The sequence below is a fragment of the Variovorax atrisoli 110B genome (assembly GCF_000382045.1).
Taxonomy (GTDB): Bacteria; Pseudomonadota; Gammaproteobacteria; order Burkholderiales; family Burkholderiaceae_C; genus Variovorax; species Variovorax atrisoli.
The window spans coordinates 217,422-241,888 of record NZ_KB907451.1; the positions used below are offsets into that span (position 1 = coordinate 217,422).

The 24,467-nt window shown below is 68.6% G+C and carries 22 protein-coding genes and 1 riboswitch; of the genes, 11 read left to right on the forward strand and 11 right to left on the reverse strand.

Annotated features, from left to right (window positions below; translation table 11 throughout):
* Positions 1-8 precede the first annotated feature (8 nt).
* A complete protein-coding gene (locus tag G369_RS0109075; protein ID WP_019653677.1) occupies positions 9-797 on the forward strand; it encodes an SDR family oxidoreductase in 789 nt (262 codons plus the stop codon).
* A 143-nt stretch (positions 798-940) separates the two neighbouring features.
* On the opposite strand, the gene rbp is transcribed toward G369_RS0109075, so the two are convergent.
* Positions 941-1,456 carry an RNA-binding regulator gene (rbp, locus tag G369_RS0109080; RefSeq protein WP_019653678.1) on the reverse strand — a complete coding sequence of 172 codons (516 nt, stop codon included), beginning with the start codon at positions 1,454-1,456 and terminating at the stop codon, positions 941-943.
* 272 nt (positions 1,457-1,728) lie between these two features.
* Positions 1,729-1,907, forward strand: a riboswitch (yybP-ykoY riboswitch).
* Positions 1,908-1,924: 17 nt separating this feature from the next.
* Between rbp and G369_RS0109085 the strand changes: the two genes are divergently transcribed.
* The 4 genes from G369_RS0109085 (at position 1,925) to G369_RS0109100 (ending at position 5,063) form a co-directional block, all read left to right on the forward strand.
* Positions 1,925-2,488 (forward strand): TMEM165/GDT1 family protein, encoded by a 564-nt coding sequence (locus G369_RS0109085; RefSeq protein ID WP_019653679.1) that lies wholly within the window; start codon positions 1,925-1,927, stop codon positions 2,486-2,488.
* A 229-nt stretch (positions 2,489-2,717) separates the two neighbouring features.
* Complete coding sequence (gene metX / locus G369_RS0109090) at positions 2,718-3,881, forward strand: homoserine O-succinyltransferase MetX (protein WP_019653680.1); 1,164 nt, start codon at positions 2,718-2,720, stop codon at positions 3,879-3,881.
* The gene (gene metW, locus G369_RS0109095) at positions 3,878-4,468 is read left to right on the forward strand and encodes a methionine biosynthesis protein MetW (protein WP_019653681.1); all 591 of its coding nucleotides are present in this window, start codon (positions 3,878-3,880) and stop codon (positions 4,466-4,468) included. Before metX ends, metW begins: the two co-directional genes overlap by 4 nt.
* Positions 4,469-4,475: 7 nt before the next feature.
* Entirely contained in the window at positions 4,476-5,063 is a 588-nt protein-coding gene (locus G369_RS0109100; protein WP_019653682.1) for an IMPACT family protein, read from the forward strand.
* On the opposite strand, the gene G369_RS0109105 is transcribed toward G369_RS0109100, so the two are convergent.
* Positions 5,008-5,958, reverse strand: a complete 951-nt coding sequence (locus G369_RS0109105; protein WP_019653683.1) for an ion transporter — start codon at positions 5,956-5,958, stop codon at positions 5,008-5,010. The two genes, G369_RS0109100 and G369_RS0109105, sit on opposite strands and share 56 nt — an antisense overlap.
* Positions 5,959-6,072: 114 nt before the next feature.
* On the opposite strand from G369_RS0109105, the gene G369_RS0109110 reads away from it, so the two are divergent.
* Entirely contained in the window at positions 6,073-6,594 is a 522-nt protein-coding gene (locus G369_RS0109110; protein WP_019653684.1) for a bactofilin family protein, read from the forward strand.
* A 108-nt stretch (positions 6,595-6,702) separates the two neighbouring features.
* Here G369_RS0109110 and G369_RS0109115 read toward each other — a convergent pair whose 3' ends face one another.
* A complete protein-coding gene (locus tag G369_RS0109115) occupies positions 6,703-7,473 on the reverse strand; it encodes a DUF72 domain-containing protein (RefSeq protein ID WP_019653685.1) in 771 nt (256 codons plus the stop codon).
* A 95-nt stretch (positions 7,474-7,568) separates the two neighbouring features.
* Between G369_RS0109115 and G369_RS0109120 the strand changes: the two genes are divergently transcribed.
* Both G369_RS0109120 and G369_RS0109125 read left to right on the forward strand, forming a co-directional pair.
* On the forward strand, positions 7,569-9,080 hold the full coding sequence (locus G369_RS0109120; protein ID WP_019653686.1) for a M20 family metallopeptidase: 1,512 nt from the start codon (positions 7,569-7,571) through the stop codon (positions 9,078-9,080).
* A complete protein-coding gene (locus tag G369_RS0109125) occupies positions 9,077-9,934 on the forward strand; it encodes an alpha/beta hydrolase (RefSeq protein ID WP_019653687.1) in 858 nt (285 codons plus the stop codon). Before G369_RS0109120 ends, G369_RS0109125 begins: the two co-directional genes overlap by 4 nt.
* Here the strand turns inward: G369_RS0109125 and G369_RS0109130 are convergent.
* From G369_RS0109130 to G369_RS0109155, 6 genes are all read right to left on the reverse strand, one after another.
* Positions 9,906-11,090: an MFS transporter gene (locus G369_RS0109130; RefSeq protein WP_019653688.1), complete on the reverse strand. Its 1,185-nt coding sequence runs from the start codon at positions 11,088-11,090 to the stop codon at positions 9,906-9,908. The two genes, G369_RS0109125 and G369_RS0109130, sit on opposite strands and share 29 nt — an antisense overlap.
* Positions 11,087-14,020, reverse strand: coding sequence for a DUF4132 domain-containing protein (locus tag G369_RS0109135; protein ID WP_019653689.1), 2,934 nt, complete (start codon positions 14,018-14,020; stop codon positions 11,087-11,089). The genes G369_RS0109130 and G369_RS0109135 overlap by 4 nt, the downstream gene beginning before the upstream one ends.
* Before the next feature lie 102 nt (positions 14,021-14,122).
* Complete coding sequence (locus tag G369_RS0109140) at positions 14,123-14,584, reverse strand: YidB family protein (protein ID WP_020723009.1); 462 nt, start codon at positions 14,582-14,584, stop codon at positions 14,123-14,125.
* A gap of 100 nt (positions 14,585-14,684) precedes the next feature.
* Positions 14,685-16,046 (reverse strand): M20/M25/M40 family metallo-hydrolase, encoded by a 1,362-nt coding sequence (locus tag G369_RS0109145; RefSeq protein ID WP_019653691.1) that lies wholly within the window; start codon positions 16,044-16,046, stop codon positions 14,685-14,687.
* 121 nt (positions 16,047-16,167) lie between these two features.
* Positions 16,168-16,881 carry a 16S rRNA (uracil(1498)-N(3))-methyltransferase gene (locus G369_RS0109150; protein ID WP_019653692.1) on the reverse strand — a complete coding sequence of 238 codons (714 nt, stop codon included), beginning with the start codon at positions 16,879-16,881 and terminating at the stop codon, positions 16,168-16,170.
* Positions 16,882-16,950: 69 nt separating this feature from the next.
* The gene (locus G369_RS0109155; protein WP_019653693.1) at positions 16,951-18,075 is read right to left on the reverse strand and encodes an aminoglycoside phosphotransferase family protein; all 1,125 of its coding nucleotides are present in this window, start codon (positions 18,073-18,075) and stop codon (positions 16,951-16,953) included.
* Between the two features lie 235 nt (positions 18,076-18,310).
* Here G369_RS0109155 and G369_RS0109160 point away from each other — a divergent pair, with 235 nt between their 5' ends.
* The 3 genes from G369_RS0109160 to rsmA all read left to right on the forward strand — a co-directional run bounded on the left by G369_RS0109160 (position 18,311) and on the right by rsmA (position 23,213).
* Entirely contained in the window at positions 18,311-20,908 is a 2,598-nt protein-coding gene (locus tag G369_RS0109160; protein ID WP_019653694.1) for an LPS-assembly protein LptD, read from the forward strand.
* 35 nt (positions 20,909-20,943) lie between these two features.
* Positions 20,944-22,350: a peptidylprolyl isomerase gene (locus G369_RS0109165; RefSeq protein ID WP_019653695.1), complete on the forward strand. Its 1,407-nt coding sequence runs from the start codon at positions 20,944-20,946 to the stop codon at positions 22,348-22,350.
* Positions 22,351-22,442: 92 nt separating this feature from the next.
* The gene (gene rsmA, locus G369_RS0109170; protein WP_019653696.1) at positions 22,443-23,213 is read left to right on the forward strand and encodes a 16S rRNA (adenine(1518)-N(6)/adenine(1519)-N(6))-dimethyltransferase RsmA; all 771 of its coding nucleotides are present in this window, start codon (positions 22,443-22,445) and stop codon (positions 23,211-23,213) included.
* 277 nt (positions 23,214-23,490) lie between these two features.
* Here rsmA and G369_RS0109180 read toward each other — a convergent pair whose 3' ends face one another.
* Complete coding sequence (locus tag G369_RS0109180) at positions 23,491-23,916, reverse strand: barstar family protein (protein ID WP_086011111.1); 426 nt, start codon at positions 23,914-23,916, stop codon at positions 23,491-23,493.
* 50 nt (positions 23,917-23,966) lie between these two features.
* On the reverse strand, positions 23,967-24,380 hold the full coding sequence (locus G369_RS0109185; protein WP_019653699.1) for a guanyl-specific ribonuclease: 414 nt from the start codon (positions 24,378-24,380) through the stop codon (positions 23,967-23,969).
* Positions 24,381-24,467 lie beyond the last annotated feature (87 nt).

Genomic DNA, 24,467 nt, shown 5'->3' on the forward strand with positions numbered 1-24,467 from the left:
TTCGTCGCATGGCCAACGGCAGCTCCCCGCTCGTCTTCATCACCGGCGCTTCCAGCGGCATCGGCCAGGCACTGGCCGCGAGCTTCTACGACGCGGGCTACCGGCTGGCGCTGGTCGCGCGGCGCACGGGAGAGATCGAATCGTGGGCGAGCGCCCGCCGGCTGAGCCCCGACCGCTACCGGGTCTACGGTGCCGACGTCGCCCAGACCGACAGCATCGTCGCCGCCGGCAACGCGTGCATCGAACAGCAGGGCCTGCCCGACGTGGTGATCGCCAATGCGGGCATCAGCGTCGGCATCGACACGGGGGAGCGCGAGGACATCGACGTGATGGCGCGCACCTTCGCCACCAACAACGTGGGCCTGATGGCCACCTTCCATCCCTTCGTGCGGGCGATGGTCCGGCGCGGCAGCGGGCGGCTGGTTGGCATCGGCAGCGTGGCCTCCATCCGCGGACTGCCGGGGCACGGCGCCTACTGCGCCAGCAAGGCCGGCGTGGTGGCGTACTGCGAGAGCCTGCGCGGCGAACTGCACAAGAGCGGCGTCAAGGTCGTCACCCTGTGCCCGGGCTACATCGACACGCCGCTCACGCAGGGCAACCGCTATGGCATGCCCTTCCTCATGAAGGCGGAAGACTTCGCCGCCCAGGCGCTGCGTGCCATCGAGGCCGGCACCAGCTATCGCGTGATCCCTTGGCAGATGGGTGTGGTCGCGAAGATCATGCGCATGCTGCCGAACGCCGTGCTCGACCGGGTCGTGCAGGGGCGCGAGCGCAAGAAGCGAAGCGGCGAAGCCTGAAGAAACTCGGCGGCCTGATCGCATCCGGTCGGACCGAATCCACCGGCAGACACGCAAACAAGCAGATAAGTGGACAGGCAAAGAAAAAGGCTCCCGAGGGAGCCTTTTCAGTCTGAGTGTGCTTTGGAGGAGTGTCGCAGGGTTCAGTAGCCGCTGTTGCCGCCGCCGTAACCACCGCCACCGCCCGAGCGGCCGCCGCCACGGGGGCCTGCGCCGTAGGGGCTGCGGAAACCGCCATCGCCACCACCGCCGCCGCCACCACTGCGGCCACCGCCGCCGTAGCCGCCACCGCCGCCGGAGCGACCGCCACCACCGTAGCCGCCACCACCACCGCCGCCGTAGCCACCACCGCCGCCATAACCACCACCACCACCACCGCCGCCGTAGCCGCCGCTGCGCGGAGGACGGGCTTCCATCGGACGTGCTTCGTTGACGACGACGCTGCGGCCGCCCAGGGGCTGGCCGTTCATGCCGTTGATTGCGGCCTGTGCTTCCGCGTCACTGCCCATCTCGACGAAGCCGAAGCCCTTCGAGCGACCGGTGTCGCGTTCCATCATGACCTTGGCGCTGGTCACGGCGCCGAACTGCCCGAAGGCTTGTTCGAGATCTCCGTCGCGCACCGAGTAAGGCAGGTTGCCGACGTACAGTTTGTTGCCCATCAAGGGACTCCTATAAACACATCAAGAAAAGCGATGGAGTCCCGAAAGCATCACTCAAACGAGAGCGTCGAGTCGCGCGAAACTGACCGATCACCGAACTGCCTCCCGACCAAATTGAAGAGGGAGGCTCGTGCATTATGGGTGAAATATCCGAATTGCAAGCGGGAATTTGCTTCTTGAGGTAGCACCTGTCAAAACAATTCGGAAGTTTGCGCATACTCTCATGATGGAGCGAAGTCCTTCGCCCTACATCCGTGCCTGCATGTAGAATTCCGATCGTCATTGGGGAGTAGCCGCCTTCCGATCTGCGAGAAGGGCCCGCGTCAACAGACTTGTCCTGTCCCACCAGGATATGGCGCGTGCAGTGAAAAACACCTGGCGAGACCTTTGACCGTGCAACTTCGGGAATATGGCCGAAGGTGTTGCACGGTCAATTGCGTCCTTCGGCCCAAGGAACCCCACGTCATCATGGAAGCTTTTCTCGTAGCAACGGGCGTCGTCGCGCTCGCGGAAATGGGCGACAAGACCCAGCTCCTGGCCCTTCTCCTGGCCGCGCGTTTCAGGAAACCCTGGCCGATCGTCCTCGGCATCTTCGCCGCCACCGTCATCAACCACGCGCTCGCGGGCGCGGTCGGCAACTACCTCACTCGCTGGCTCGGACCCGAGGTGCTGCGCTGGATACTGGGCGGCTCGTTCATCGCGATGGCCGTCTGGATGCTGATTCCCGACAAGCTCGACGACGATGACGCCCCTGGCGCATCGAAGTTCGGCGTCTTCGGCACCACGGTCGTCGCGTTCTTCCTCGCCGAGATGGGCGACAAGACCCAGATCGCCACCGTCATGCTCGCCGCCCGCTTCACGCACGACTACTTCTGGGTGGTCGTGGGCACCACGCTGGGCATGATGCTGGCGAACGCGCCCGTGGTGTGGCTCGGCGAGAAGATCGTGCGGCGTGTGCCGATCAAGCTCGTGCACGGCATCTCGGCAGCGATCTTCCTGGTGCTCGGCGTTCTCATGATCGTCGGCATATAAAAAACACCGTCCCCCTCCCAGGAACACCGCGGAACCGGCCTTGCCGGGCCGCAGGTGTTGCCCCCTTCCCAAGGGGGCAGGCGAAGCGACACGCAGTGCGCGAAGCCTGGGGGATATACTCTCTCTGCGCCGATTTGCTTCAGCTTGCGGGCGCTTGATAAATGCAGCTAAAGACAGTCAGTTGGCGAACAACCCGGCTCGTTTTTGGCGAGGCCGGGTTTTTTCATTCATGTCTTCGTCGCCACCTTTGGTCGTCACTCCGCAGTCGATGCAGTTCGCAGGCCCGCTGGCCCTGCGCAGCGGCGCATCGATCAGCGACTACACGCTCGCCTACGAAACCTACGGCACCCTGAACGCCGATCGCAGCAACGCCGTGCTCGTGTGCCACGCGCTCAACGCATCGCACCACGTCGCCGGCGTCTACCAGGGGCAGGCCCGCTCCGAGGGCTGGTGGGACAACATGGTGGGTCCGGGCAAGCCGGTCGACACCGACCGCTTCTTCGTGATCGGCGTCAACAACCTCGGCTCCTGCTTCGGCTCGACCGGCCCCATGCACGTCAACCCCGCCACGGGCCGCGTCTACGGCGCCGACTTCCCCGTGGTGACGGTCGAGGACTGGGTCGACGCCCAGGCCGCGCTGCTCGACGCGCTCGGCATCGAGACGCTCGCCGCCGTGATGGGCGGCAGCCTCGGCGGCATGCAGGCCCTTTCGTGGACGCTGCAGTATCCCGAGCGCGTGCGCCACGCCGTGGTGGTGGCCAGCGCGCCCAACCTCACGGCCGAGAACATCGCGTTCAACGAAGTGGCACGCCGCGCCATCGTGACCGACCCCGATTTCCACGGCGGCCATTTCTACGAACACGGCGTGGTGCCCAAGCGCGGCCTGCGCATCGCGCGGATGATCGGCCACATCACCTACCTCAGCGACGACGTGATGAACGCCAAGTTCGGCCGCATCCTGCGCAGCGCGGTGGAAGGCGAGGCGGCAGGCGCGGACTACCGCTACTCCACGCAGGACGTCGAGTTCCAGATCGAGAGCTACCTGCGCTACCAGGGCGACAAGTTCAGCGAGTACTTCGACGCCAACACCTACCTTCTGATCACCCGCGCGCTCGACTACTTCGACCCCGCGCGCAACCACGGCGGCAAGCTCAGCGCCGCGCTGGCCCAGGCGCGCGCCAAGTTCCTGCTCGTGAGCTTCAAGACCGACTGGCGCTTCTCGCCCGCGCGCAGCCGCGAGATCGTCAAGGCGCTGCTCGACAACAGCCGCAACGTGAGCTACGCCGAGATCGATGCGCCGCATGGCCACGACGCCTTCCTGCTCGACGACGTGCGCTACATGGGCGTGGTGCGCTCCTACTTCGAGCGTGTCGCCAAGGAGTTCCAGCAATGAGCGACCTCGAACACCAAAGACTCATCGCGGAGCTCGTGCCGCAGGGCTCGCGCGTGCTTGACCTCGGCTGCGGCGACGGCGCCCTGCTCGACCTGCTGCAGCGCGAGCGCGGCTGCACCGGCTACGGCGTGGAGATCGCCGACGGCAACGTGCTGCAGTGCATCCGCCGCGGCGTCGACGTGATCCAGCTCAACCTCGACGAAGGCCTCGCGATGTTCGACGACGCCTCGTTCGACGTGGTGCTGCAGATCGACACGCTGCAGCACCTGCGCAATGCGGAGGTCATGCTGCGCGAGACAGCGCGCGTGGGCCGCATCGGCATCGTCGCCTTCCCCAACTTCGCGCATTGGCCCAACCGCCTGAGCGTGGCGCGCGGGCGCATGCCCGTCACGCGCCGCCTGCCCTACCAGTGGTACGACACGCCCAACATCCGCGTCGGCACCTTCAAGGACTTCGAGGTGCTGGCCGGCAAGAACAACCTTCGCATCCTCGACGCCTTCGGGCTGCAGAACGGCCGCGACGTGCGCTGGCTGCCCAACGCGCGCGCCAGCACGGCCGTCTTCAAGTTCGAGCGCGGCGGCGGCTGATCGCGCGATGAGCTTCACGCTCGCACAGCCGGTCCACAGCGAGCTCGTCATCAAGAAGAGCCGTTTCATCGGCTGCGTGCAGCCGGTGGCCGACCGCGCGGCGGCACTGGCCGTGGTCGCCTCGCTGCGTGCCGAGCATCCCGCGGCGGCGCACGTGTGCTGGGCCCTCATGGCGGGCGGGCAGTCGGCCGCGAACGACGACGGCGAGCCCGGCGGCACCGCAGGACGTCCGATGCTGGAAGTGCTGCGCCACCAGCAGGTCGAGGGTGCGCTCGCGACCGTGGTGCGCTACTTCGGCGGCGTGAAGCTGGGCGCGGGCGGGCTCGTGCGGGCCTACACCGATGCGGTCGCGCAGGCCCTGCTCGGCGCCACGCTGGTGCCGCTCCTGCGCCAGCGCAGCCTGCGCTGCTTGGTGCCCTATGCGCTCGAAGGGCTGGTGCGGCGCGAGCTCGCTGCCGCGGGCGCGGTGCTCGAGGGCGTGCAGCACGGCGACGACGTAGCCTTCGCATTCTCGCTGCCGGAGCCGGAGGCCGACGCCTTCATCGCGCGCCTCGGCGATGCTGCGCAAGGGCGCGTCGTCTGGCCGCAGGAGTGAGCCTCTTCGCCCGGACCGCGGGTGCCGGCTCGACCATCGCGAGAACGCCGCGCTGCGCCACCGGCAGGACGGCCGGTTCGTCGTCGCTCCCGCGCCGCGCCATCTCGGCGGTCACGATGCCGGTCGGCACCGCGAGCACGCCCCAGCCCACCAGCATCATCACCGAGGCGATCGCGCGGCCGAGGTCGGTCTTGGGCACGAGGTCGCCGAAGCCCACGGTGGCCATCGTCGAGATCGCCCAGTAGACCGCCACCGGAATGCTGGTGAAGCCGTGCTGCGGCCCCTCGACCACGTACATCAGCGTGCCCATCACCAGCACCACGAGCATCACGAAGCCGACGAACACGGTGATCTTCCGCCGGCTCGCCGCCACCGCCGAGACCAGCGCGCGGTACTCGACCGAGTAGCGCGATAGTTTGAAGATGCGGAACACGCGCAGCAGTCGCAGGATGCGCACGTCGATGAGATAGCCCAGCCCCATCTCCGGCGCGAAGACCACGAGGAAGGTCGGCAGCAGCGCGAGCAGGTCGATCACGCCGTAGAAGCTCGTCGCGTAGCGCAGCGGCCTGTTCACGCAGCTCAGCCGCGCGATGTACTCCAGCGTGAAGAGCGCCGTGAACACCCATTCGAGCACGTTGAACACCGAGCGCCACTGCTCGCGGATGGACTGCACGCTGTCGAGGATCACCACGAGCACGCTCGCCACGATCACCGCGATCAGCGCGAGGTCGAACCACAGCCCTGCGCGCGTGTCGGCCTCGAAGATCACCGTGAAGAGCGTGCGCCGCCAGCCGTGCGCGGGCTTGTCGAAGCGCGAGTCCGAAGAGGCCGACATGGCTCGCGATGCGGGCATGGTGGAAGGCGTGGCGTCGGCTGCGGTGTTCTGGCGGGTCATGGCGTCACATTGTCATGCGCGCGATCGACTTATTCAGTTACGCTTCTTGCGCAATGAAGTGCCGCAGGCCGTGAGTGCGTTCTTACGATAGTCCCTTTCATGAGGAGCTCCCCTTTGGCTACACAGTCCCCCTTCTTCGGCAAGCGTGATCGTGACACCGATTCGTTGACATCGCGCCCCGCGCCGCTCGTCGGCTCGGGCACCAACCTCTCCGGAAGCCCCGTCAATCCTTCTTCGCTCACCGCACAGCAAGGCGGCCTGAACACCCCCGCGACCGCGCCGGCCAAGGAAGGCGGCAGCAAGCTGACCGTCGGTCCCAACATCAAGCTCAAGGGCGTGGAGATCACCGATTGCGACACGCTCGTGGTCGAAGGCCTGGTCGAAGCCACCATGGACTCGCGCCTGATGCAGATCGCCGAGCAGGGCGCGTTCAAGGGCTCCGCCGAGATCGACATCGCCGAGATCCGCGGCGTGTTCGACGGCAGCCTCACCGTGCGCGAGAAGCTCGTCATCCACTCGACCGGCAAGGTCACGGGCAAGATCCGCTACGGCAAGATCGTGATCGAGGAAGGCGGCCAGATCTCCGGCGAGATCAGCTTCGGCGCCGCCAAGCCCTCGCTGCAGGCTGCGGCCTGAAGTCGGCCCCCCGGCTTTTCACTTCGCTTCGCTGCGTGTAAATCCATCCCTCGAGGGGGATGGCGCGGACCGCCCGGGGAGCGGCCCGGTGGCGCCCACGGGCGCCTTTCACGTGGCAGGCGCGGTCCATCCAAGACGCTCCAGCAAGGCACCGGCAGCAGCCGGTGCCTTTTCCTTTGCGCCGTTGATGAAGTAGACGAACACGTCGCGCTTCTTCGGCGACGTGCCCCACCCCTGCGCGCGCTCGGCCCAGGTGTCGAGGGCCTTCGGCGCATAACCCAGCTTCAGCTTGGCGTCGGCCATCATCAGCCGCGCGTAGGCGATGTCGCCTTCGGGCTCTTCGAAGGACGGAAACTTGTCGGCGTCGGTGAACACCGTCGACACCTTGTACTTCTTCGCGAGCGCCTTGTAGGCGGGCACGATGAAGCTCTCGTGCCGCACGTCCATCACGTGGCGCAGCGCGCGGCTGCCCTCCTTCTTCGGCAGCAGCGCGAGAAAAGCCTCGAAGTCCTCCGCATCGAACTGCTTGGTCGGCATGAACTGCCACACGATCGGCCCGAGCTTGTCGCCGAGCTCGGCCACGCCGCTGTCGATGAAGCGCTTGATGGAGTCGCCCGCGCCCGACAGCAGCTTGCGGTTGGTCGCGAAGCGCGAGGCCTTCATCGAGAACACGAAGTCGTCGGGCGTGTCGTCGTGCCACTTGCGGAAGGTCTCGGGCTTGAAGGTGCTGTAGTAGGTGCCGTTGATCTCGATGGCGCTGACCTTGCGGCTCGCGTAGTTGAGTTCCTTCGCATGCGCGAGCCCCTTGGGATAGAAGTTGTCGCGCCAGGGCTCGTAGGTCCAGCCGCCGATGCCCACCTTGATGTTTGCCTTGCTCACGTGGCCCTCCGGGTTGAGATCGCCCGCACTCTACGCGCGGTCGCTCCAAGGCGCAAAATGCGTCCTTTCTTTCGTCACCCGCGGAGAACCCACCGATGAACGCCCCCCTGCACCGCGAAATGCCCGCCGGCACGCTCGACGCCGAGCGCGCCCTGTCCGACGTCACCGCCCAATGGGACGGCGACATCCTCAAGCAAATCACCGACTACATCGGCATCCCCGCGAAGTCGCCCGGCTTCGACAAGGACTGGTCGGCCAACGGCTATCTCGAGACGGTGCTGCGCAACGCCGCCGCGTGGGTCGAGGCGCAGAAGGTCGAGGGCCTGAAGCTCGAGATCGTGCGCCTGGAGGGCCGCACCCCGGTGCTGTTCTTCGAAGTGCCGGCCACCGGCACCGACATGGGCGAGACCGTGCTGATGTACGGCCATCTCGACAAGCAGCCCGAGTTCACCGGCTGGCGCAACGACCTCGGCCCCTGGACGCCCAAGTACGAGAACGGCCTGCTCTACGGCCGCGGCGGTGCCGACGACGGCTACGCGGTGTACGCCAGCATCGCCGCGCTGCAGGCGCTCAAGAACCAGGGCGCGACGCATCCGCGCATCGTCGGCCTGATCGAGACCTGCGAGGAAAGCGGCTCCTACGACCTGCTGCCCTACGTCGACGCGCTGCGCCCGCGCCTGGGCAACGTCGAGCTCGTGATCTGCCTCGACTCCGGCGCCGGCAACTACGACCAGCTGTGGCTCACCACGTCGCTGCGCGGCATGGCCAGCGGCACGCTCAAGGTCGAGGTGCTGACCGAGGGCATCCACTCGGGTGACGCCTCGGGCCTCGTGCCCTCCAGCTTCCGCATCATGCGGCAGGTGCTCGACAGGCTCGAGGACAGCGCCACCGGCCGCCTGCTGCCCGCGAGCTTCCACTGCGAAGTGCCCGCCGACCGCCTCGCGCAGGCCAAGGCCACCGCCGCCATCCTCGGTGAGGAGGTCTACAAGCGCTTCCCGTGGGCGCACTACGACTGCGGCGGCTCGACCGTGTTCGCGCTGCCCACCACCACCGACCCGGTCGAGGCGCTGCTCAACCGCACCTGGAAGCCCACGCTGTCGGTGACCGGTGCCGAAGGCTTCCCGGCGCTGAAGGACGCGGGCAACGTGCTGCGTCCCTACACCGCCTTCAAGCTGTCGCTGCGCCTGCCCCCGCTGGTGGACGCGGCCGAGGCCGTGCAGAACCTCAAGACGCTGCTGGAGGACAACGCGCCCTACCAGGCCCGCGTCACCTTCGAGAGCAACGGCGGCGCCACCGGCTGGAACGCACCCACCATCACGCCGTGGTTCGAGGACGCGCTCAACAAGGCCTCGAAGGCGCACTTCGGCGCTTCCTGCGGCTACATCGGCCAGGGCGGCACCATCCCGCTGATGAACATGCTCAGTGCCGGCTTCCCGAAGGCGCAGATGATGGTCTGCGGCGTGCTCGGCCCGAAGAGCAATGCGCACGGCCCCAACGAGTTCCTGCACGTGCCCTATGCCAAGAAGCTCACTGCTGCCGTGGCCGAAGTGATCGCCGCATTGCCGGCCGCGCACCGCGCAGCAGCATCGGAGCCGGTGGCCGCTTGAGCGAGGCGCTGCCTCTGCCCCAGCGCGTTTCGCTGTCCACGCCCGGCGGCGAGACGCTCGCATTGCGCCGGCTGCCCGCGCCCGGCCCGGCGCGCGCCGTGGTCGTCGTGGTCCACGGGCTCGGCGAGCATGCGGGCCGCTACCACGGCCTGGCCGAGTACCTGCACGAATGGGGCTTCGCGGTGTGGGCGCACGACCACTACGGGCACGGCGAATCCAGCGGCCCGCGCGGCGGCCTGCCGAGCGAGCTGCGGCTGGTGGATGACCTCGCGCTGGTCATCGACGACGCGCGCCGCGAGAACCCCGGCCTGCCGCTGGTGCTGCTGGGCCACAGCCTCGGCGGCCTGGTGGCGGCGAGCCTGGTCGCGCGCGGCGTGCGGCAGGTCGATGCGCTGGTGCTCTCCTCGCCGGGGCTCGACCCGGGGCTGAGCGGCTTCCAGAAGATGCTGCTCGCGGTGCTGCCGCGCATCGCGCCCGGGCTGCGCGTGGGCAACGGCCTGGACGACAACTTCCTCTCGCACGATCCGGCCGTGGTGCAGGCCTATCGCGACGACCCGCTCACGCACGACCGCATCGGCGGGCGCCTCGCGCGCTTCCTCGCGTACGAGGGGCAGACCGTGCTGCAGCAGGCCCCGGACTGGCCCGTGCCGACGCTGCTGCTCTACGCGGGCGACGACCGCCTCGTGCGCCCCGCGGCCAGCCGCGCCTTCGCCTCGGCGGCGACGCCCGGCGGCAAGGTCGAGGCGCACTGCTTCGACAGCCTGTACCACGAGATCTTCAACGAGCTCGAAGCCGAGCCGGTCTTCGAGGCCCTGCAGCGCTGGCTCAACCGGCGCTTTCCGCCGCGGATCTGACGGCGCGCTTGCGGCGCGCCAGCCAGAGCAGCGCCGCACCGGTCAGCACCACCGGCACCAGCGAGCCGACGTTCAGCAGTTGCCAGCCCTGCGTGGTCACCAGCACGCCCGAGGCGAACGAGGTCAGCGCCAGCGTGGCGAACACGCAGAAGTTGAGCGCGCCCTGGGCGCGGTCGCGCTCCTCGGGCGCGTAGGCGGTGAGCGAGAGCGTGGTGCTGCCGGTGAACAGGAAATTCCAGCCCACGCCCAGCAGGAACAGCGCCACGATGAAGTGATGCAGTTCCACGCCCGAGAGCGCGACGGCGATGCAGCCGAGGTTCAGCAGCAGCCCCACGCCCATCACCGGCAGTGCGCCGAAGCGGCGGATCAGGTGGCCGGTGAAGAAGCCCGGCGCGAACATGCCGATCACGTGCCATTCGAGCACCAGCGCGGCGTCGGAGAAGGGCAGGCTGCAGATCTGCATCGCGATCGGCGTCGCGGCCATCAGCAGGTTCATGACGCCATAGCCCAGCGCGCCGGCTGCGGCCGCCACGATGAACACGGGCTGCCGCGCGATCTCCGACAGCGAGCGTCCGCCGCCCGACTCCTTGCGCGCGGGCGCTGGCGGGAATTCGATGAAGTGCATCACCACCATCGACAGCAGCGCCACCGCGGCGAGCGCGATGTAGGCGCCCGCGAAAGGCACGGCGAAGGCCTCGCGCGTGGCCTTGGCGAGGTTGGGCCCGGCCACGGCGCCGATCAGCCCGCCGGCCATCACCATCGACACCGCCTTCTCGCGCCATTCCGGCGCCGCCAGTTCGGCCGCGGCGAAGCGGTAGAGCCCCGCGTTGGCGTTGTAGTAGCCCGCGATGACGGTGGCGAAGCACAGCAGCCAGAAGTTCCTGGTGACGGCCGCGAAGCAGCACAGCAGCGCCGACACCAGCGCCACAGCCAGACCGGTCTGGAACGAGCCGCGCCGGCCGAAGCGCTGCTGCGTGCGCGCCACCAGCCCGGTGGAGAGCGCGCCGCCGATCACGTAGCTCATCACCGGCAGCGTGGCCATCCAGCCGCGCGGAGCGATGGCCAGGCCCACCAGGCCGTTGATGGCGATGAAGGTGACGTTGTTCGTCAGCAGCAGGCCCTGGCAGATGGCGAGCAGCCAGAGGTTGCGGTTCATGGTGCGGTCTCTCGTATCGCGCGCTGCAGGTCGCGCTCGATCTCGCTGAAGGCGATGGCGGGCAGGTCGCCCAGCGTGCGCTCGGTGCCGGTGAGCGCCACGCCGAGCACGGTCTGGAGCGCCTTGCCGTCGGGGCTGTCCTGCACGAACCAGCCTTCCTCCAGCTGCAGGCGGACCTGGCCCTCGCCGGGCACGCCCTTGTTGAAGGCGTTGACCATGCCGCCGTCGCCGATCTCGCGCACCCAGCCGCGCGTCTCCAGGCCCATGAGCGCGGCGTTCGACACCGCGCGGCCGGCCCATTGCGGCAGCTCGCGGCCGGCGCGCAGCGCATCGTCGAGCACGAAGGACTGGCGCGAGAGCTGCTCGAAGGGCTGCAGCAGCTCGTAGTCGGCCAGCACCTGGCCCCATGCGGCCGCGAGCGAGGCATCGAGCGCTGCGAAGTCCAGCGGATGCGGCAGGCCGATGCGCGCGTTCTCCGCCAGCTTCACCGGGTCGTCGTTCAGGTCGGCCAGCTCGCCTTCCGCCGTGACGCGGAACGTGCCCTGCAGCCTGTCGGCGGCATCGAACAGGCCCCAGACCAGCGGCCGGCTGAACACGCGCAGCACCGGATGGTTGGCGAAGAAGGGCATGAATTCGTCGGGGCTCCAGCGGCGCTGCGCGCACATCGCGGCTTCGAGCCGCCTGATCTGCGTGGTGGCGACGGTCTTCGCGAGCTTGCGCAGTTCCTTGAGCTGGGTCGTTGCGGCGGCCGCCTTGCCGGGGTCGTCGTTCGCGCCGGCCTTGGGCAGCGTCTTGAGCACCTTGCCCTTCGCATCGTGGACGACGGGCTGGAAGCTGTCGTCCATGCGCACCTCGAAGCTGCGCGAGCCGAAGTCCAGGGTGAGGCGCGCGCGGACATCGAGGCCGAGCTCGGGCACGGTGCGGTCGGCCAGCTGGTCGAGGCTCAGGCCGCGCTGTTCGGCCACTTCGCCGAGCATGCGGTCGGCGCGGGTGCGCAGGTCGTCGTAGCGGGTCTGGCGCGAGAGTTCGGCCAGGTGCATCAGCGCGGCGTCGCTGCCGATCTCGCCGAGCATGGCCATGGCGTCGTAGGCGCGCACGCGGTCCAGCGCGGCGCGCCACTGGCGCAGCAGGCCGTAGAGCTGGCGCGCGGTCTCGCCGTCGCCCAGGCGGCCCTGCAGCGCGAACATCCAGCGTTCCTTGCTCGGGCGGCCGTTGCCGATCCACCAGGCCAGCAGCGCGCGGCCGAAGCGTGCCAGCGAGTCGGGCGTGATCGCCTCCAGCAGCCCGGCGAGCCCCGGATAGGGCGCGTCGGCCTTGCCGAGCATCATCGCCATCAGCACGTCGGGCACCACGGCCTGCGGCAGCGCGAGGCCGTCCTTGGCGAGGATCAGCCGGGGCAGCGTCGGCAGCGGCAGCGTCTTCGGCACCGCGGGCAGGCTGTCGGGCAGCACGTCCTCGGGCGCGATGGACAGCAGCTGCGCCACTGCGTCGGCGGCTTCGGCGCCGTAGGCCTGCGCCTGCGCACGCACCGCATCGGCATGGCCGTTGTCGTGCAGCCAGCGCAACGCGGCCTGTGCCGATTCATGCGCGGCGCCGGGCTCGCCCAGCGCGATGGGGACGAGCCCGCGCGCTGCGGTGTCGGGGTAGCGCTCCAGCCATGCGGCCGCCTCGCGCCGCACCCAGCGGTTGGTGTGGAAGCCCCTGGCGATCCAGCCGGCGAGCGGGTCCCACTCGATGACCGACGCCAGCTCGAACATCGCGCGCGAGCCCTGCTTGAGAAAGCGCGGCAGCCCCGGCAGCGCGTCCGCGCCGAGGGCGTGGAGGATGGGCCGCACGCGCGCCACGTCGCCCATGAAGTGATCGACGGCCGGCCCGTGCGTGAACGCCGCCACGGCCAGCGGCGCGGGCAGCTGCCAGATGTATTCGGCCACGCCCCAGCGCGTGCCCGGGAGCGGGCCGAAATCCTCGGGTCCGGCGATCTCGCGGCGCCCGGCGGCCACGTCGTCGACGAGCTCGGGGCGCAGGCCCAGCATCCACAGCGCCTTGTGCACGCTGCCGCCTTCGCGGATGGCGTCGGGCGCATCGGGCTGGTGGCGCGGGAACTCGGTCATCCACTGGTTCGAGCGGTCGCGCGAGACGCGCACCTCGCGCGCCAGCCAGTCGGACAGGTCGCCCGTGGCCTGCAGGTACTGCGGCGGCTGCAGGTCGGCCCAATGCAGCCGCGCTGTCGGTGGCAGCGGCTGCAGCGCCAGCACCGGAATGACGGGCAGCGCCTGCCGGTTCTTCCATGGGGGGCGGCGCAGCAGCGCGGGCCAGTCGTCGGCGGATGCGTCGGCCACGCCGGGAGAGCCGTCTTCCTGCAGGCGCGCGAGCGTCTTGCGCTGCGCCTCGTCGCAGGAGGCCTCGAGCGGCTTCTGCCATTCGGGGTTCGCCGCGAGCAGCTCCAGGATCAGCGCGGCCCCGGCCTGGTGCCGAGCCGGGTTCGCCGACAGCAGTTCGCGCAGCACGAAGAGCGGCCAGCGCGCCGCCTGCTTCACCAGTGCGTTCTTGCAGTCGATCTGCTTGACCTGCGCGACGAAGAAGCGCACCACCTCCGCGTCATGGATGGCCAGCAGGTCGGTGACGGCTTCCTTCTGCGGCGAGGGCTCGAAGAGGAGCTCGGCTGCCGCAGCGCCATGCATCTCGAGCATGCGCAGCCGCGCGGCGCGCGGGGGATAAAAGCTGGAGCGGTGGCGGCGGAAGAAGTCGAGGCTGTCGGCCAGGCTGCGTTCGTCGGAGAGCGAGCCGCCGCACTGGCCGCAGGGCCGGTCGTTGAACCGCGCGAGCGCGTCGCGCATGCTCTTGGACCACCGCACCTTGCCGTCGGGCCGCGCGTCGAGGCCGCCCTCTTTCTTCTCGTCTTCTCCCTTCGACTTGCGACTGCCCGCCATGCCATTGCTCTCCGTTGATGCCGCAGGGATTGTCGGCCAACACGCGCGGGCCAAAAAAAAGCGCCCTCGCGGGCGCTCGAACGCTGGAGAAGGCAGTCCGGTTCAGGACTGCTTGCCTTGCAGCAGACCGCTGAGCGAGCCCAGCAGGTCGTCATGGTTGCCCAGCCCCTGGTCGGGGACCTTGCCGTGGGGCGTGAGCTGGTCGATGAGCGCCGGCAGCATGGTGGCCAGCATTGGCAGGAGCGTCTGCGCATTGATGCCGAGCTTGGATGCGATGCTCGCGATGGTGTCGCTGCCCAGCGCGTTCTGCAGCTGGTCGCCGGTGACGGGCTGGTTTTCTCCCTTGCCGATCCAAGAGCCGATGACGTCGCCCATGCCGGCCTGCTCGAACTTCGAGACCAGGCCACCCAGGCCACCCACGCTGCCGTTGTTGGCGAGCAGGCCGCCCAGCGCGCCGGCCAGGCCGCCCAGATCACCCAGACCGCCGAGGCCTCCACCTTGCGGCTGCTGCTGTTGCGCAGCGCCTCCGAGCACCTGGCCGAGTACCGAATCGAGCAATCCCATGGCTGTTTCCTTGATGTGTGACAGAACCGCCAACATTGTTAAATGCCGCGGACCGTAAGTCGAAAGTGCCACGCCACTTTCGAACCGGCAACGTGACAAATTACTTGGTACGTGCCGTCCGTTTGGCGAGCAGCGCGGGGCTGACTCCCTGCACGCCCACCAGGCCGAGCACGGTGACGAGCGAATTCTGCGCGCCTTTCCACGCATCTGTCATGTCAATGGACTCGCTCAGCGAATGGAATCCCGAGGCCCTTCCTCCGCCGCCCACGATGATCGCCGGCACGCCCAGCGAGATCGGCACGTTGGCGTCGGTGCTGCCGCCGCGCAGCAGCGTCCTGTTGCCGAAGGCGGCGTTCGAGCGGATCGCGGCCTCGACGATCGGCGAGTCGGGCGGCGTACGGCCTCCGGGGCGCTCGCCGATGAGCTTGGTGCTCACGCTCAGCGTGCTGACGTTCCAGCGCCTGTTCTCCTCGACCACGGCTTCGTCGATGGCCGCAAGGATCTTCTTCTCGGTCTCCAGCAGCGAGGCCATGTCGTCCGAACGGATGTCGATGGCCATGCGCGCATCGGGCGCGATGGTGTTCACCGACGTGCCGCCGCTCACGGTGCCGACGGTGAACGTCGTCTTCGGGAAACTCGGCGTGCGGATGTCGGCGATCTTCGCGATGGCGCGGCCCATGCCGTGGATCGCGCTGGGCACCTGCCCGAAGGCGCCGAAGCTGTGCCCGCCGGGCCCCTGGAAAGTGACCTCGTAGCGGTGGCTCGCGGTGCCCAGCACCAGCACCGAGCCGGGCGCCGAAGGCTCGAGCCCCACCATGCCGTCGATGTCGAGGTGGTCGCGGAAGATCGCCTTCATGCCGCGCAGGTTGCCGAGTTCTTCCTCGCCCACGTTGGCGACGAACATCAGGTCGCCCACCGTCTGGATCCTGTTGTCGTTGAGCACCTTGAGCCACGACAGCAGCACTGCGAGGCCGCGCGTGTCGTCGGCGATGCCCGGCGCATGGAGCCGGCCGTCGCGCTCCTTGACCTTCACGTCGGTGCCGGCGGGGAACACGGTGTCGAGGTGGGCCGAGATCAGCAGCTTGGGCCCGTTGCCCGTGCCCCTGCGCAGGCCGACCACATTGCCTTCGGCGTCGATCTTCGCGCTCGTCAGCCCGAGCGCCTTCATGCGGGCGAGAAAGGCTTCGGCGCGCCGGTGCTCCTTGAACGGCGGGGCTTCGATCTCTGTGAGCATCTTCAGGTCTTCGATCGAGCGGTCGTGGTCGGCCCTGACTGCGTCCAGCAGCTTCTGGATGGGGGGGGACGCCATCAGCTGGGTGAAAGCCTGGTCGATCTCGGGGCTGACCTGAGCGGGCGTCGGGGCGACGGCCTGGGGCTGGGCGAGCGCGCCTTGAGCCGCGCAAAGCAGCGTCGCGGCAAGTGTCAGAGGGGCGAGGCGCAGCAGGCCGGGCAACTTGAACATGGGCGCGGGAGTCCTTCTTTTGTCTTAAAGAAGTAACGATTGTTTCTCAGGCTGTCCGGGCGCGCGTTGCGGAAAACACCCACCGGCACGCCGGCGGCGCTCCGCCTGACTGTTCGCCCGCCTAGAGGCCGGCCAAGGCCACCAGCGCGGCCAGCGCCGCCGTCTCGGCACGCAGCACCCTCGCGCCGAGGGTGACGGGAGCGAAGCCTCGGGCGATGGCCTGCTGCTCCTCTGCGGCGCTCAGGCCGCCTTCGGGGCCGCTCAGCACGGTCGCGCCCTGGTCGCCCGGGGCGATGGCCGCGATGCCGCGCGTGCCCTCGGCCAGGCTCAGCACCAGGCGCACGGCCGGCTCGCGCCGGGTTTCGAGCCAGGTCGCGAAAGGCTGCACCGGATGGATCGCCGGCACGCGGTTGCGGCCGCATTGCTCGCAGGCCGCGACGGCGATGGCTTCCCAGTGCGCACGCTTCTTCTCGGCACGCTCGCCGGCCAGGCGCAGCACGCCGTGGGCCGTGGCCAGCGGCTGGATGCTCGCCACGCCGAGTTCGGTCGCCTTCTCGACCAGCCAGTCCATGCGCTCGTTGGCCGGCATGCCGACTGCGAGATGCACCGCGCGCGGCGCTTCGCGCTCCACGGCGAGGTGCGCGCCGACCGTCACCGAGACGTCGCTGCGGCCCATGCGCTCGACCGTGGCCGCGTACTCGCCGCCCGCGCCATCGAACAGCGTAAGGGCATCGCCGGGCTGCATCCGCAGCACCTGCACATGGCGCGCGGCGCCTGCCGGCAGCGCCAGGCTGGCGCCGACGCTCAACGGCACTGAACAATGGAAACGCGGCATGCTCCGGAATCGATAGCTGCGAGCGGCCGTTGCGCGGGCGCCGCAGGGTGGTGCTTTTTCAGTTCGCCTTCAGACACGGCCGTAGGCGTAGCCGGTGATGGCCGAGGTGCCCTCGATCTCGTCGATCACCCGCGACAGGGGCGTCAGTTCCGAATAACGGCTCGCGGTGGCGCGGATGTAGGCGATGAAGCGCGGCGTGTCGGCCAGGTAGCGCGGCTTGCCGTCGCGCAGCGTGAGGCGCGCGAAGATGCCGGCGACCTTCAGGTGGCGCTGCAGGCCCATCCACTCGACCGCGCGATAGAAGGCGCCGAAGTCCTCGTCGACCGGCAGCCCGGCCTTGCGCGCCGCCTGCCAGTAGCGGATGGTGACGTCGAGCACGAACTCCTCGTCCCAGCTCAGGAAGGCGTCGCGCATCAGGCTGGCGATGTCGTAGGTGATGGGGCCGTACACCGCGTCCTGGAAGTCGAGCACGCCGAGAGCAGCGCCCGAGTCGCCGCCGGGCGTGGGGGCCGCATCCACCATCAGGTTGCGCGGCATGAAGTCGCGGTGCACGTAGACGCTGGGCGACGCGAGGTTGCTCTCGACGATAAGCTTGAAGCTGCGCTCGAGCCGCTCCTTCAGCTTGCCCTCGACGGCGATGCCGCGGTGGCGGCCGATGTACCACTCGGGGAAGAGGGCCAGTTCGCGCTCCAGCAGCGCCCGGTCGTAGGGGGGAAGCACGCCGGGCCTGGAGGAAAGCTGCCAGCGGACCAGCGCGTCGATGGCCTGGTCGTAGAGCGGGCGGGCGGCCTCCGGGCGGGTCGGATCGATCACGTCCAGCATGGTCTGGCGGCCCAGGTCGTCCAGCAGCAGGAAGCCGTTGGGCTCGTCCCATTCGAGCACCGTGGGGGCCAGCACGCCGGCCGTGGCCATCAGTCCGGCCACCTGCACGAAGGGGGCGCTGTTTTCCTTGTCGGGCGGGGCGTCCATGACGATGCGCGTGGGGGTGGCAGCGTCGGTGGTGTCGAGCCGGAAGTAGCGGCGGAAGCTCGCGTCGGCCGAGGCGAGCCTCACGGTTTCGGGCCGCAGCGCGTGGCGCGGCGCGACGGCCGCCAGCCAGCCTCGGAACGCTTCGGCCCGCTGCGGATCCGTCCAGGCAATGGTTTCGGCGGGGCGGCTTGGGGCCAATGCGGCCGGGGGCGGGGGTGCTGTCATGGATAATCGATTCTACAAATCCGCCTGGCGCGGCAATCCCCCTTGGCCGGCTTCCGGCCGATGCGGATCGCCACCGGCCCCTGCAACCCGCCGGCCTGCCGCGCCGTCCCCCGACGACCTTTCGTTCCGAACCGATGCCTACGACCCAAAGCCCTCACGCTTGGCACCTTGTGCGCTCGCTGCTCTCCACGGGAGAGTCGCCGGCTTTCCTCGGAACGGCCGGGCGGGAGGCCTGATGAGCCGACGTCGTGTCGCCGCCCCGCGTCCGCGGCGCCCGGGCGTGCCGCCCCTGCCGCTGGCCGTGCTGTCGCTGGCGCTGATCCATGTGCACGGCGCCTCGGCCCAGACGGCCGGCAATCTCGCCGACGCCCCGCTCACGCTGAAGCGCACGCCGCAGCTCACCGAGACCCTGACGCCCGCCGACCGCGGCCAGATGCCCAGCCTGGTCACCGGCGACCGCATCTCCGGCCGGCCCGACCTCGAGACCGTGGTCGAGGGCAACGCCACGCTGCGCCGCGGCGCGGTGTCCATCACCGCCGACCGGCTCGAGTACTACCAGCCCGACGACCGCGCCAAGGCCACCGGCAACGTGCGGGTCAACCAGGCCGGCAACGTCTATGAAGGCCCCGAGCTGCAGCTCAAGCTCGAGACCTTCGAGGGCTTCTTCAACAACGTGCGCTACCAGTTCCTCGCGAACGAGGCGCACGGCGAGGCCAAGCGCATCGACTTCGTCGACGCCAACGTCTCCATCGCCCGCGAAGCCACCTACACCACCTGCCGCCGCGAGGACTTCCCCGGCTGGATGCCCGCCTGGCTGCTGACCGCGACCTCGATCACCACCGACACCGAGGAGAACGAGGGCGTGGCGAAGAACGCGCGCCTGAGCTTCATGGGCATCAGCACGCCGCCCATCCCGAGCGTGAGCTTCCCGCTGTCGAACGACCGCAAGACCGGCCTGCTGCCGCCCACCATCGGCATCGACAACATCAACGGCCTGGAGATCGCGCAGCCGTACTACTGGAACATCGCGCCCAACCGCGACGCCACGTTCACGCCGACGATCATGAGCAAGCGCGGCGTCAACTTCAGCAACGAGTTCCGCTACCTCGAGAAGCAATACAAGGGCGAGATCCGCCTCGACCTGATGGGCAGCGACCGCCTCGTGGGCGACCGCTACAACGAGCTGCGCACCAGCCAGCTCCAGCAGCTGGCCAACGGGCAGATCACGGCCGGCAGCCTGACCAACCCGCCGAAGAACACCCGGCGCTGGGGCCTGTGGCTCACGCACCACCAGGACTTCGACGCCAAGGCGCTCGGCCTCGATTCGCTCTCGGCCAACGTCACCATCAACCGGGTGAGCGACGACGACTACTGGCGCGACTTCACCCGCACGCCCTCGCTCGCGCAGCGCCAGCTGCCGAACGACGCCTCGCTGAACTGGAGCAAGGGCGACTGGAGCGGCATGATCCGCACGCTCAAGTACCAGAACCTGCAGTACAACCTGTCGCCGATCACGCCGTCGTACGACCGGATGCCGCAGATCACGGCCAACTACAGCAAGTACGACTGGCACGGCTTCGACGTCGCGCTGAACCTCGACTACACGCGCTTCCGCGTGAACAAGCTCTCGCCGACGCAGCTCGGCTACGACGTCAACCAGCAGTCTCAGCCCGACGGCGACCGCGCCATGGCCGTGGCGACGATCAGCCGGCCCTTCATCACGCCGAGCACGTACGTCATCCCGAAGCTGATCCTGAACGCGGCTTCGTACAACTACTACCTGCCGCAGGCCGATATTCCGAAGCTCACGCTCAATGGCGTGCAGTACGTCAACGGACAGGTCTACAACCCGAGTTCGCTGTACTTCTTCCCGACGTCCAGCAACCGGGTGGTGCCGACCTTCAGCCTCGACAGCGGCATGACCTTCGAGCGCGACGCCAGCTATTTCGGCCGCGCCTTCCGCCAGACGCTGGAGCCGCGCGCGTACTACGTGTACACGCCCTACCGCAACCAGAGCATGCTGCCGAACTACGACTCGGCGGCCAACGACTTCAGCTTCGCGACCATCTACACCGAGAACGCGTTCTCGGGCGGCGACCGCATTTCCGACACCAATGCGCTCACGCTGGGCGTGACCTCCCGCCTGATCGACCCGGACACCGGCGTCGAGGCCGCGCGCTTCGGCATCGCGCAGCGCCTGCGCTTCAGCGACCAGAAGGTCACGCTGCCGGGCGGCACGCCGGTGACCGACCGAGCGAGCGACCTGCTGCTGGGCGCCACGATCAACTGGACGCCCAAGTGGAGCCTGGACACGCTGGTCCAGTACAACCCCGACACCCGCCGGTCCGAGCGCTCGGCCATCAGCGCGCGCTACAACCCCGAGCCGTACCACAACCTGAGTGCGGCCTTCCGCTATCAGGCGCCCAGCACCCCGACCGCGACCGACGGCAACAAGTCGATCGACGTGGGCTGGCAGTGGCCGCTGAACGACCTGTGGGGCGACAAGGGCAAGAACCTCGGCCCCGGCAAGGGCCAGGGCGGCGGGCGCTGGTATGCGGTCGGCCGGCTCAACTACAGCCTGCAGGACAAGAAACTCACCGACGGCGTGCTCGGCTTCGAGTACGACGGCTGCTGCTGGATCGGTCGCGTGGTGATGCAGCGCATCACCACCGGCCAGGTGACGGCGAACACGCGCATCATGTTCCAGCTCGAATTCGTCGGCTTCTCCAGCATCGGCTCGAGCCCCATGCAGACGCTGCGGCAGAACATCCAGCGCTACGAACCCCTGCGCCAACCGGGCGAAGCGCCCAGCCGCTTCACCAACTACGACTGAGACGACTGACTCCGACTGAGCTAGCGAGCGACGCCATGAAAAACATCCGTTCCATCATCACCCTGGGTTGCCTCGCGGCGATCGCCGCCACGGCGGGTGCCCAGGGCTATCGTCCCGGTACCGGCATCACGGACATCATGCGCGCCGGTCCGCGCCTGGGTCCGCCGCCGGCGCGCCCGTCCACCGCTCCTGCGGCGGCCCCGGTGCAGCGCTCGGCGGAATTCATCGTCGCGCTGGTCAACTCCGAGCCGATCACCAACACCGACGTGCAGTCGCGCGTGACGCGGCTCATCAAGGAGAACCCCGACGCCGAGCGCGTGCCCCGCGGCGAGCTCACGCGGCTCGTGCTCGAGCGCCTGATCACCGAGCGCGCGCAGCTGCAGCTCGCGAAGGAAAACGGCATCAAGGTCGACGAAGTGGCCATCGACCAGGCCGAGCAGACCGTGGCGCGCCAGAACGAGATCAGCCTGGTGGAGCTGCGCCGCCGCGTGGCTGCCGAGGGCATCGCGCAGCAGGACTTCCGCAACGACCTGCGCGACCAGCTGCTGCTCACCCGACTGCGCGACCGCGAGGTCGAGTCGAAGGTCAAAGTCAGCGACGCCGAGGCCGACGAGTACCTGCGCGATCAGCGCAACCAGTCCGTCAAGAACGTGGCGCTGGAGAACCTCAACCTCGCCCAGGTGCTGGTGGCCGTTCCCGAGAACGCCACCGACGCGCAGGTGGCCGCCGCCCAGAAGAAGGCGCAGGACATCGCCCAGCGCGCCCGTGCCGGCGAAGACTTCGCCAAGCTGGTGCGCGAGAACTCCGATTCGCCCGACCGCGGCAACGGCGGCGCCATCGGCATGCGAAGCGCCGACCGCTACCCCTCGCTGTTCGTCGAGGCCACGCAGTCGACCGCCGTGAACGGCATCGCCGGGCCCGTGCGTTCGAGCGCCGGCTTCCACGTGCTGAAGGTGCTGGCCAAGGCCCAGATCGGTTCCGGCGACGCCACCGTCACCCAGACCCAGGTGCGCCACATCCTGCTGCTCAACGATCCCAAGCGCACCACCGCTCAGGCGGTTGCGCAGCTGGCCGAGTTCAAGCGCCGCATCCAGGCCGGCACGGCAGACTTCGCGGGACTGGCGCGCGACAACTCGCAGGACGGCAGCGCCAAGCAGGGCGGCGATCTCGGCTGGTCGCGCCCCGGGCAGTTCGTGCCAGAGTTCGAGGAAGCCATGGACCGCCTCTCGCCCGGCCAGATCAGCGACCCGGTTGTCTCGCGCTTCGGCGTTCACCTGATCCAGGTGGTGGCGCGCCGCGATTCCAAGCTGAGCCAGTCGGAGCAGCGCGAAGCCGCACGCGCCGCGCTGCGCGAACAGCGCGTCGAGGAAGCCTTCACCACCTGGGTGCAGGAAGTGCGCGCGCGTGCCTACGTCGAATACCGTGAGCCGCCGCAGTCCTGATGGCATGCGCCCAGGCTGCGCGCACCTCGGGTCGGTTTCCCGGCTTCCTTGCGGGAGCCGGCTCGCTTTCACATCGATGACGGCCTGACGGTATGGCGCAGCACATCGCCAGGAAGCGATTCGGCCAGCACTTCCTGTCCGACGGCGGGATCATCGATGCGATTGTGCGCGAGATCGCGCCGCAGCCCGGCGATGCCATGGTCGAGATCGGCCCGGGGCTCGCCGCGCTGACGCAGCCGCTGGTGGAGCGGCTGGGCCGGCTCACCGTGATCGAGCTCGACCGCGACCTTGCGAAGCGCCTGCGCGAGCATCCGCAGCTCGACGTGGTCGAATCCGACGTGCTCAAGGTCGACTTCGCCGAACTGGCCGCGAGGTTTCCGGCCGGCAAGCCGCTGCGCGTGGTGGGCAACCTGCCCTACAACATCTCCACGCCGATCCTGTTCCATCTGCTGGGCTGCGCCCATCTGGTCGCCGACCAGCACTTCATGCTGCAGAAGGAAGTGATCGACCGCATGGTGGCCAGGCCCGCCACGTCCGACTACAGCCGCCTGAGCGTGATGCTGCAATGGCGCTACGAGATGGAGAACGTGCTGTTCGTGCCGCCCGAGAGCTTCGACCCGCCGCCGCGCGTGGACAGCGCCGTGGTGCGGATGGTGCCGCTGGCGACGCCGCCGACCGTCGACGAGCAACGCCTGGGCGAAATCGTGCAGGTCGCCTTCAGCCAGCGCCGCAAGCTGCTGCGCCACACGCTGGGCAAGTGGCTGGAGGAACACGGTTTTTCCGGCGACTTCGACACCCAGCGGCGGGCCGAGGAGGTGCCGGTGGCCGACTACGTGGCGCTGGCCCAGGCCGTACCCCGATGAAAAAAGCGCGCCTGGGGCGCGCTTTTTTCATTTGCTCGTCGTCGCCGGCAAGCTTTGCCGACTTTTCCCGATCAAGCGGCAGCGAGCCAATAGCCCGCGTTGAAGGGGCTGCTCATGCGCAGCGCCAGCGGCGAGACGTCGACCAGTTTGTCGGTCGGCATCTTTTCGCCGGCCGGCTCGGCTGCTGCCGTGGAGTTCACTTCGATGCCATCGAGGGTTTCAACGTTCGGTTGAGCCTCGTTCGCCCGTTCTGCTTGGCTGGTGGATGCAGAACGGGCTACAGAAAAGAATAGAAGCACCGGAACGGGACCTTGCGGTCGCCCCAGTAGTCCGAGGCATCGCGGAAGATGTCGAGCAGCTGCTCGCGGGCTTCCTTGTCGAACTTGGCGTTGGCCGGAATCTGCTCCAGCACGATGACGAATCCCGGCTGCGGGCCCGATTTATGCAACGGGTCGGTCATGCAGTCGTACAGCGCGTCGAAGTTCTTCCCGAAGTGGGCCGGGAACGTGAACTGCTGCGCGATCAGGTCGAGGACGTCCTGCTTGGTCTGGGCGTTGCCCAGGTTGGCGTACAGGAAGTGCTGGCCGGCCGCATTGGCTGCGTCCTGCAGGTCGTTCACGCGGAACGCGCGGATCGATTGCACGATGTTCGGGCGTACGGCACGAAGGGATAAGGTCATCTCCGCTGGTCTTTCCATAGTCATCATCATTTCGTCGGGGCGCTTCGAGGCGCCGCTCAGGTCGTTTTCATCGCTCATGGCGCAATCCGTCTGAAGCTCGCGTAGTGGTCTGCGGTGTACCAGCAGGCCTCGGGCGCGGTGCGTCGCTCTCCGCCGCAGACGATCCGCCGTGCGCCGCGGTCGCGAGAACCGGGCGTGGATACCGTGTATTCACGGTAGTGGCCACGGCGGGCGGGCGGCAACAGACGTTCGCGATTGCCGAACACCGAGCCGTCCTTGTCATACCGGAAGGGGCCGCCATCGAGGATGGCCTGGTAGGTCCGCTGGCCCTGTACCGGCAGGTCGGCCAGTGCGATGGTTTCATCGGCGGAGGTCTTCCCGGCGCCGAACCATCCGCGGGCCTCGGCCCCCGTCGTCAACGCCACCAGCATCAGACTGGTGAGCGCAAACTTTGTGACAGAGGACGTGATCGAGGCGTAAGCCGCCATGGGGCACCACAAGAAAAGAGCGGGGGGTCGAATCGGCGATCAACGTCGGGGTTAACCCGCAAATTCAAGCCCGCGAGTGTGCACCAC

Excerpts from the sequence above, each read along its gene's own strand:
- G369_RS0109075 (WP_019653677.1), top strand. The coding sequence starts at position 9 with ATGGCCAACGGCAGCTCCCCGCTCGTCTTCATCACCGGCGCTTCCAGC.
- rbp (WP_019653678.1), bottom strand. The coding sequence starts at position 1,456 with ATGGGCAACAAACTGTACGTCGGCAACCTGCCTTACTCGGTGCGCGAC.
- G369_RS0109085 (WP_019653679.1), top strand. The coding sequence starts at position 1,925 with ATGGAAGCTTTTCTCGTAGCAACGGGCGTCGTCGCGCTCGCGGAAATG.
- metX (WP_019653680.1), top strand. The coding sequence starts at position 2,718 with ATGTCTTCGTCGCCACCTTTGGTCGTCACTCCGCAGTCGATGCAGTTC.
- metW (WP_019653681.1), top strand. The coding sequence starts at position 3,878 with ATGAGCGACCTCGAACACCAAAGACTCATCGCGGAGCTCGTGCCGCAG.
- G369_RS0109100 (WP_019653682.1), top strand. The coding sequence starts at position 4,476 with ATGAGCTTCACGCTCGCACAGCCGGTCCACAGCGAGCTCGTCATCAAG.
- G369_RS0109105 (WP_019653683.1), bottom strand. The coding sequence starts at position 5,958 with ATGACCCGCCAGAACACCGCAGCCGACGCCACGCCTTCCACCATGCCC.
- G369_RS0109120 (WP_019653686.1), top strand. The coding sequence starts at position 7,569 with ATGAACGCCCCCCTGCACCGCGAAATGCCCGCCGGCACGCTCGACGCC.
- G369_RS0109130 (WP_019653688.1), bottom strand. The coding sequence starts at position 11,090 with ATGAACCGCAACCTCTGGCTGCTCGCCATCTGCCAGGGCCTGCTGCTG.
- G369_RS0109135 (WP_019653689.1), bottom strand. The coding sequence starts at position 14,020 with ATGGCGGGCAGTCGCAAGTCGAAGGGAGAAGACGAGAAGAAAGAGGGC.
- G369_RS0109140 (WP_020723009.1), bottom strand. The coding sequence starts at position 14,584 with ATGGGATTGCTCGATTCGGTACTCGGCCAGGTGCTCGGAGGCGCTGCG.
- G369_RS0109145 (WP_019653691.1), bottom strand. The coding sequence starts at position 16,046 with ATGTTCAAGTTGCCCGGCCTGCTGCGCCTCGCCCCTCTGACACTTGCC.
- G369_RS0109150 (WP_019653692.1), bottom strand. The coding sequence starts at position 16,881 with ATGCCGCGTTTCCATTGTTCAGTGCCGTTGAGCGTCGGCGCCAGCCTG.
- G369_RS0109155 (WP_019653693.1), bottom strand. The coding sequence starts at position 18,075 with ATGACAGCACCCCCGCCCCCGGCCGCATTGGCCCCAAGCCGCCCCGCC.
- G369_RS0109160 (WP_019653694.1), top strand. The coding sequence starts at position 18,311 with ATGAGCCGACGTCGTGTCGCCGCCCCGCGTCCGCGGCGCCCGGGCGTG.
- G369_RS0109165 (WP_019653695.1), top strand. The coding sequence starts at position 20,944 with ATGAAAAACATCCGTTCCATCATCACCCTGGGTTGCCTCGCGGCGATC.
- rsmA (WP_019653696.1), top strand. The coding sequence starts at position 22,443 with ATGGCGCAGCACATCGCCAGGAAGCGATTCGGCCAGCACTTCCTGTCC.
- G369_RS0109180 (WP_086011111.1), bottom strand. The coding sequence starts at position 23,916 with ATGACTATGGAAAGACCAGCGGAGATGACCTTATCCCTTCGTGCCGTA.
- G369_RS0109185 (WP_019653699.1), bottom strand. The coding sequence starts at position 24,380 with ATGGCGGCTTACGCCTCGATCACGTCCTCTGTCACAAAGTTTGCGCTC.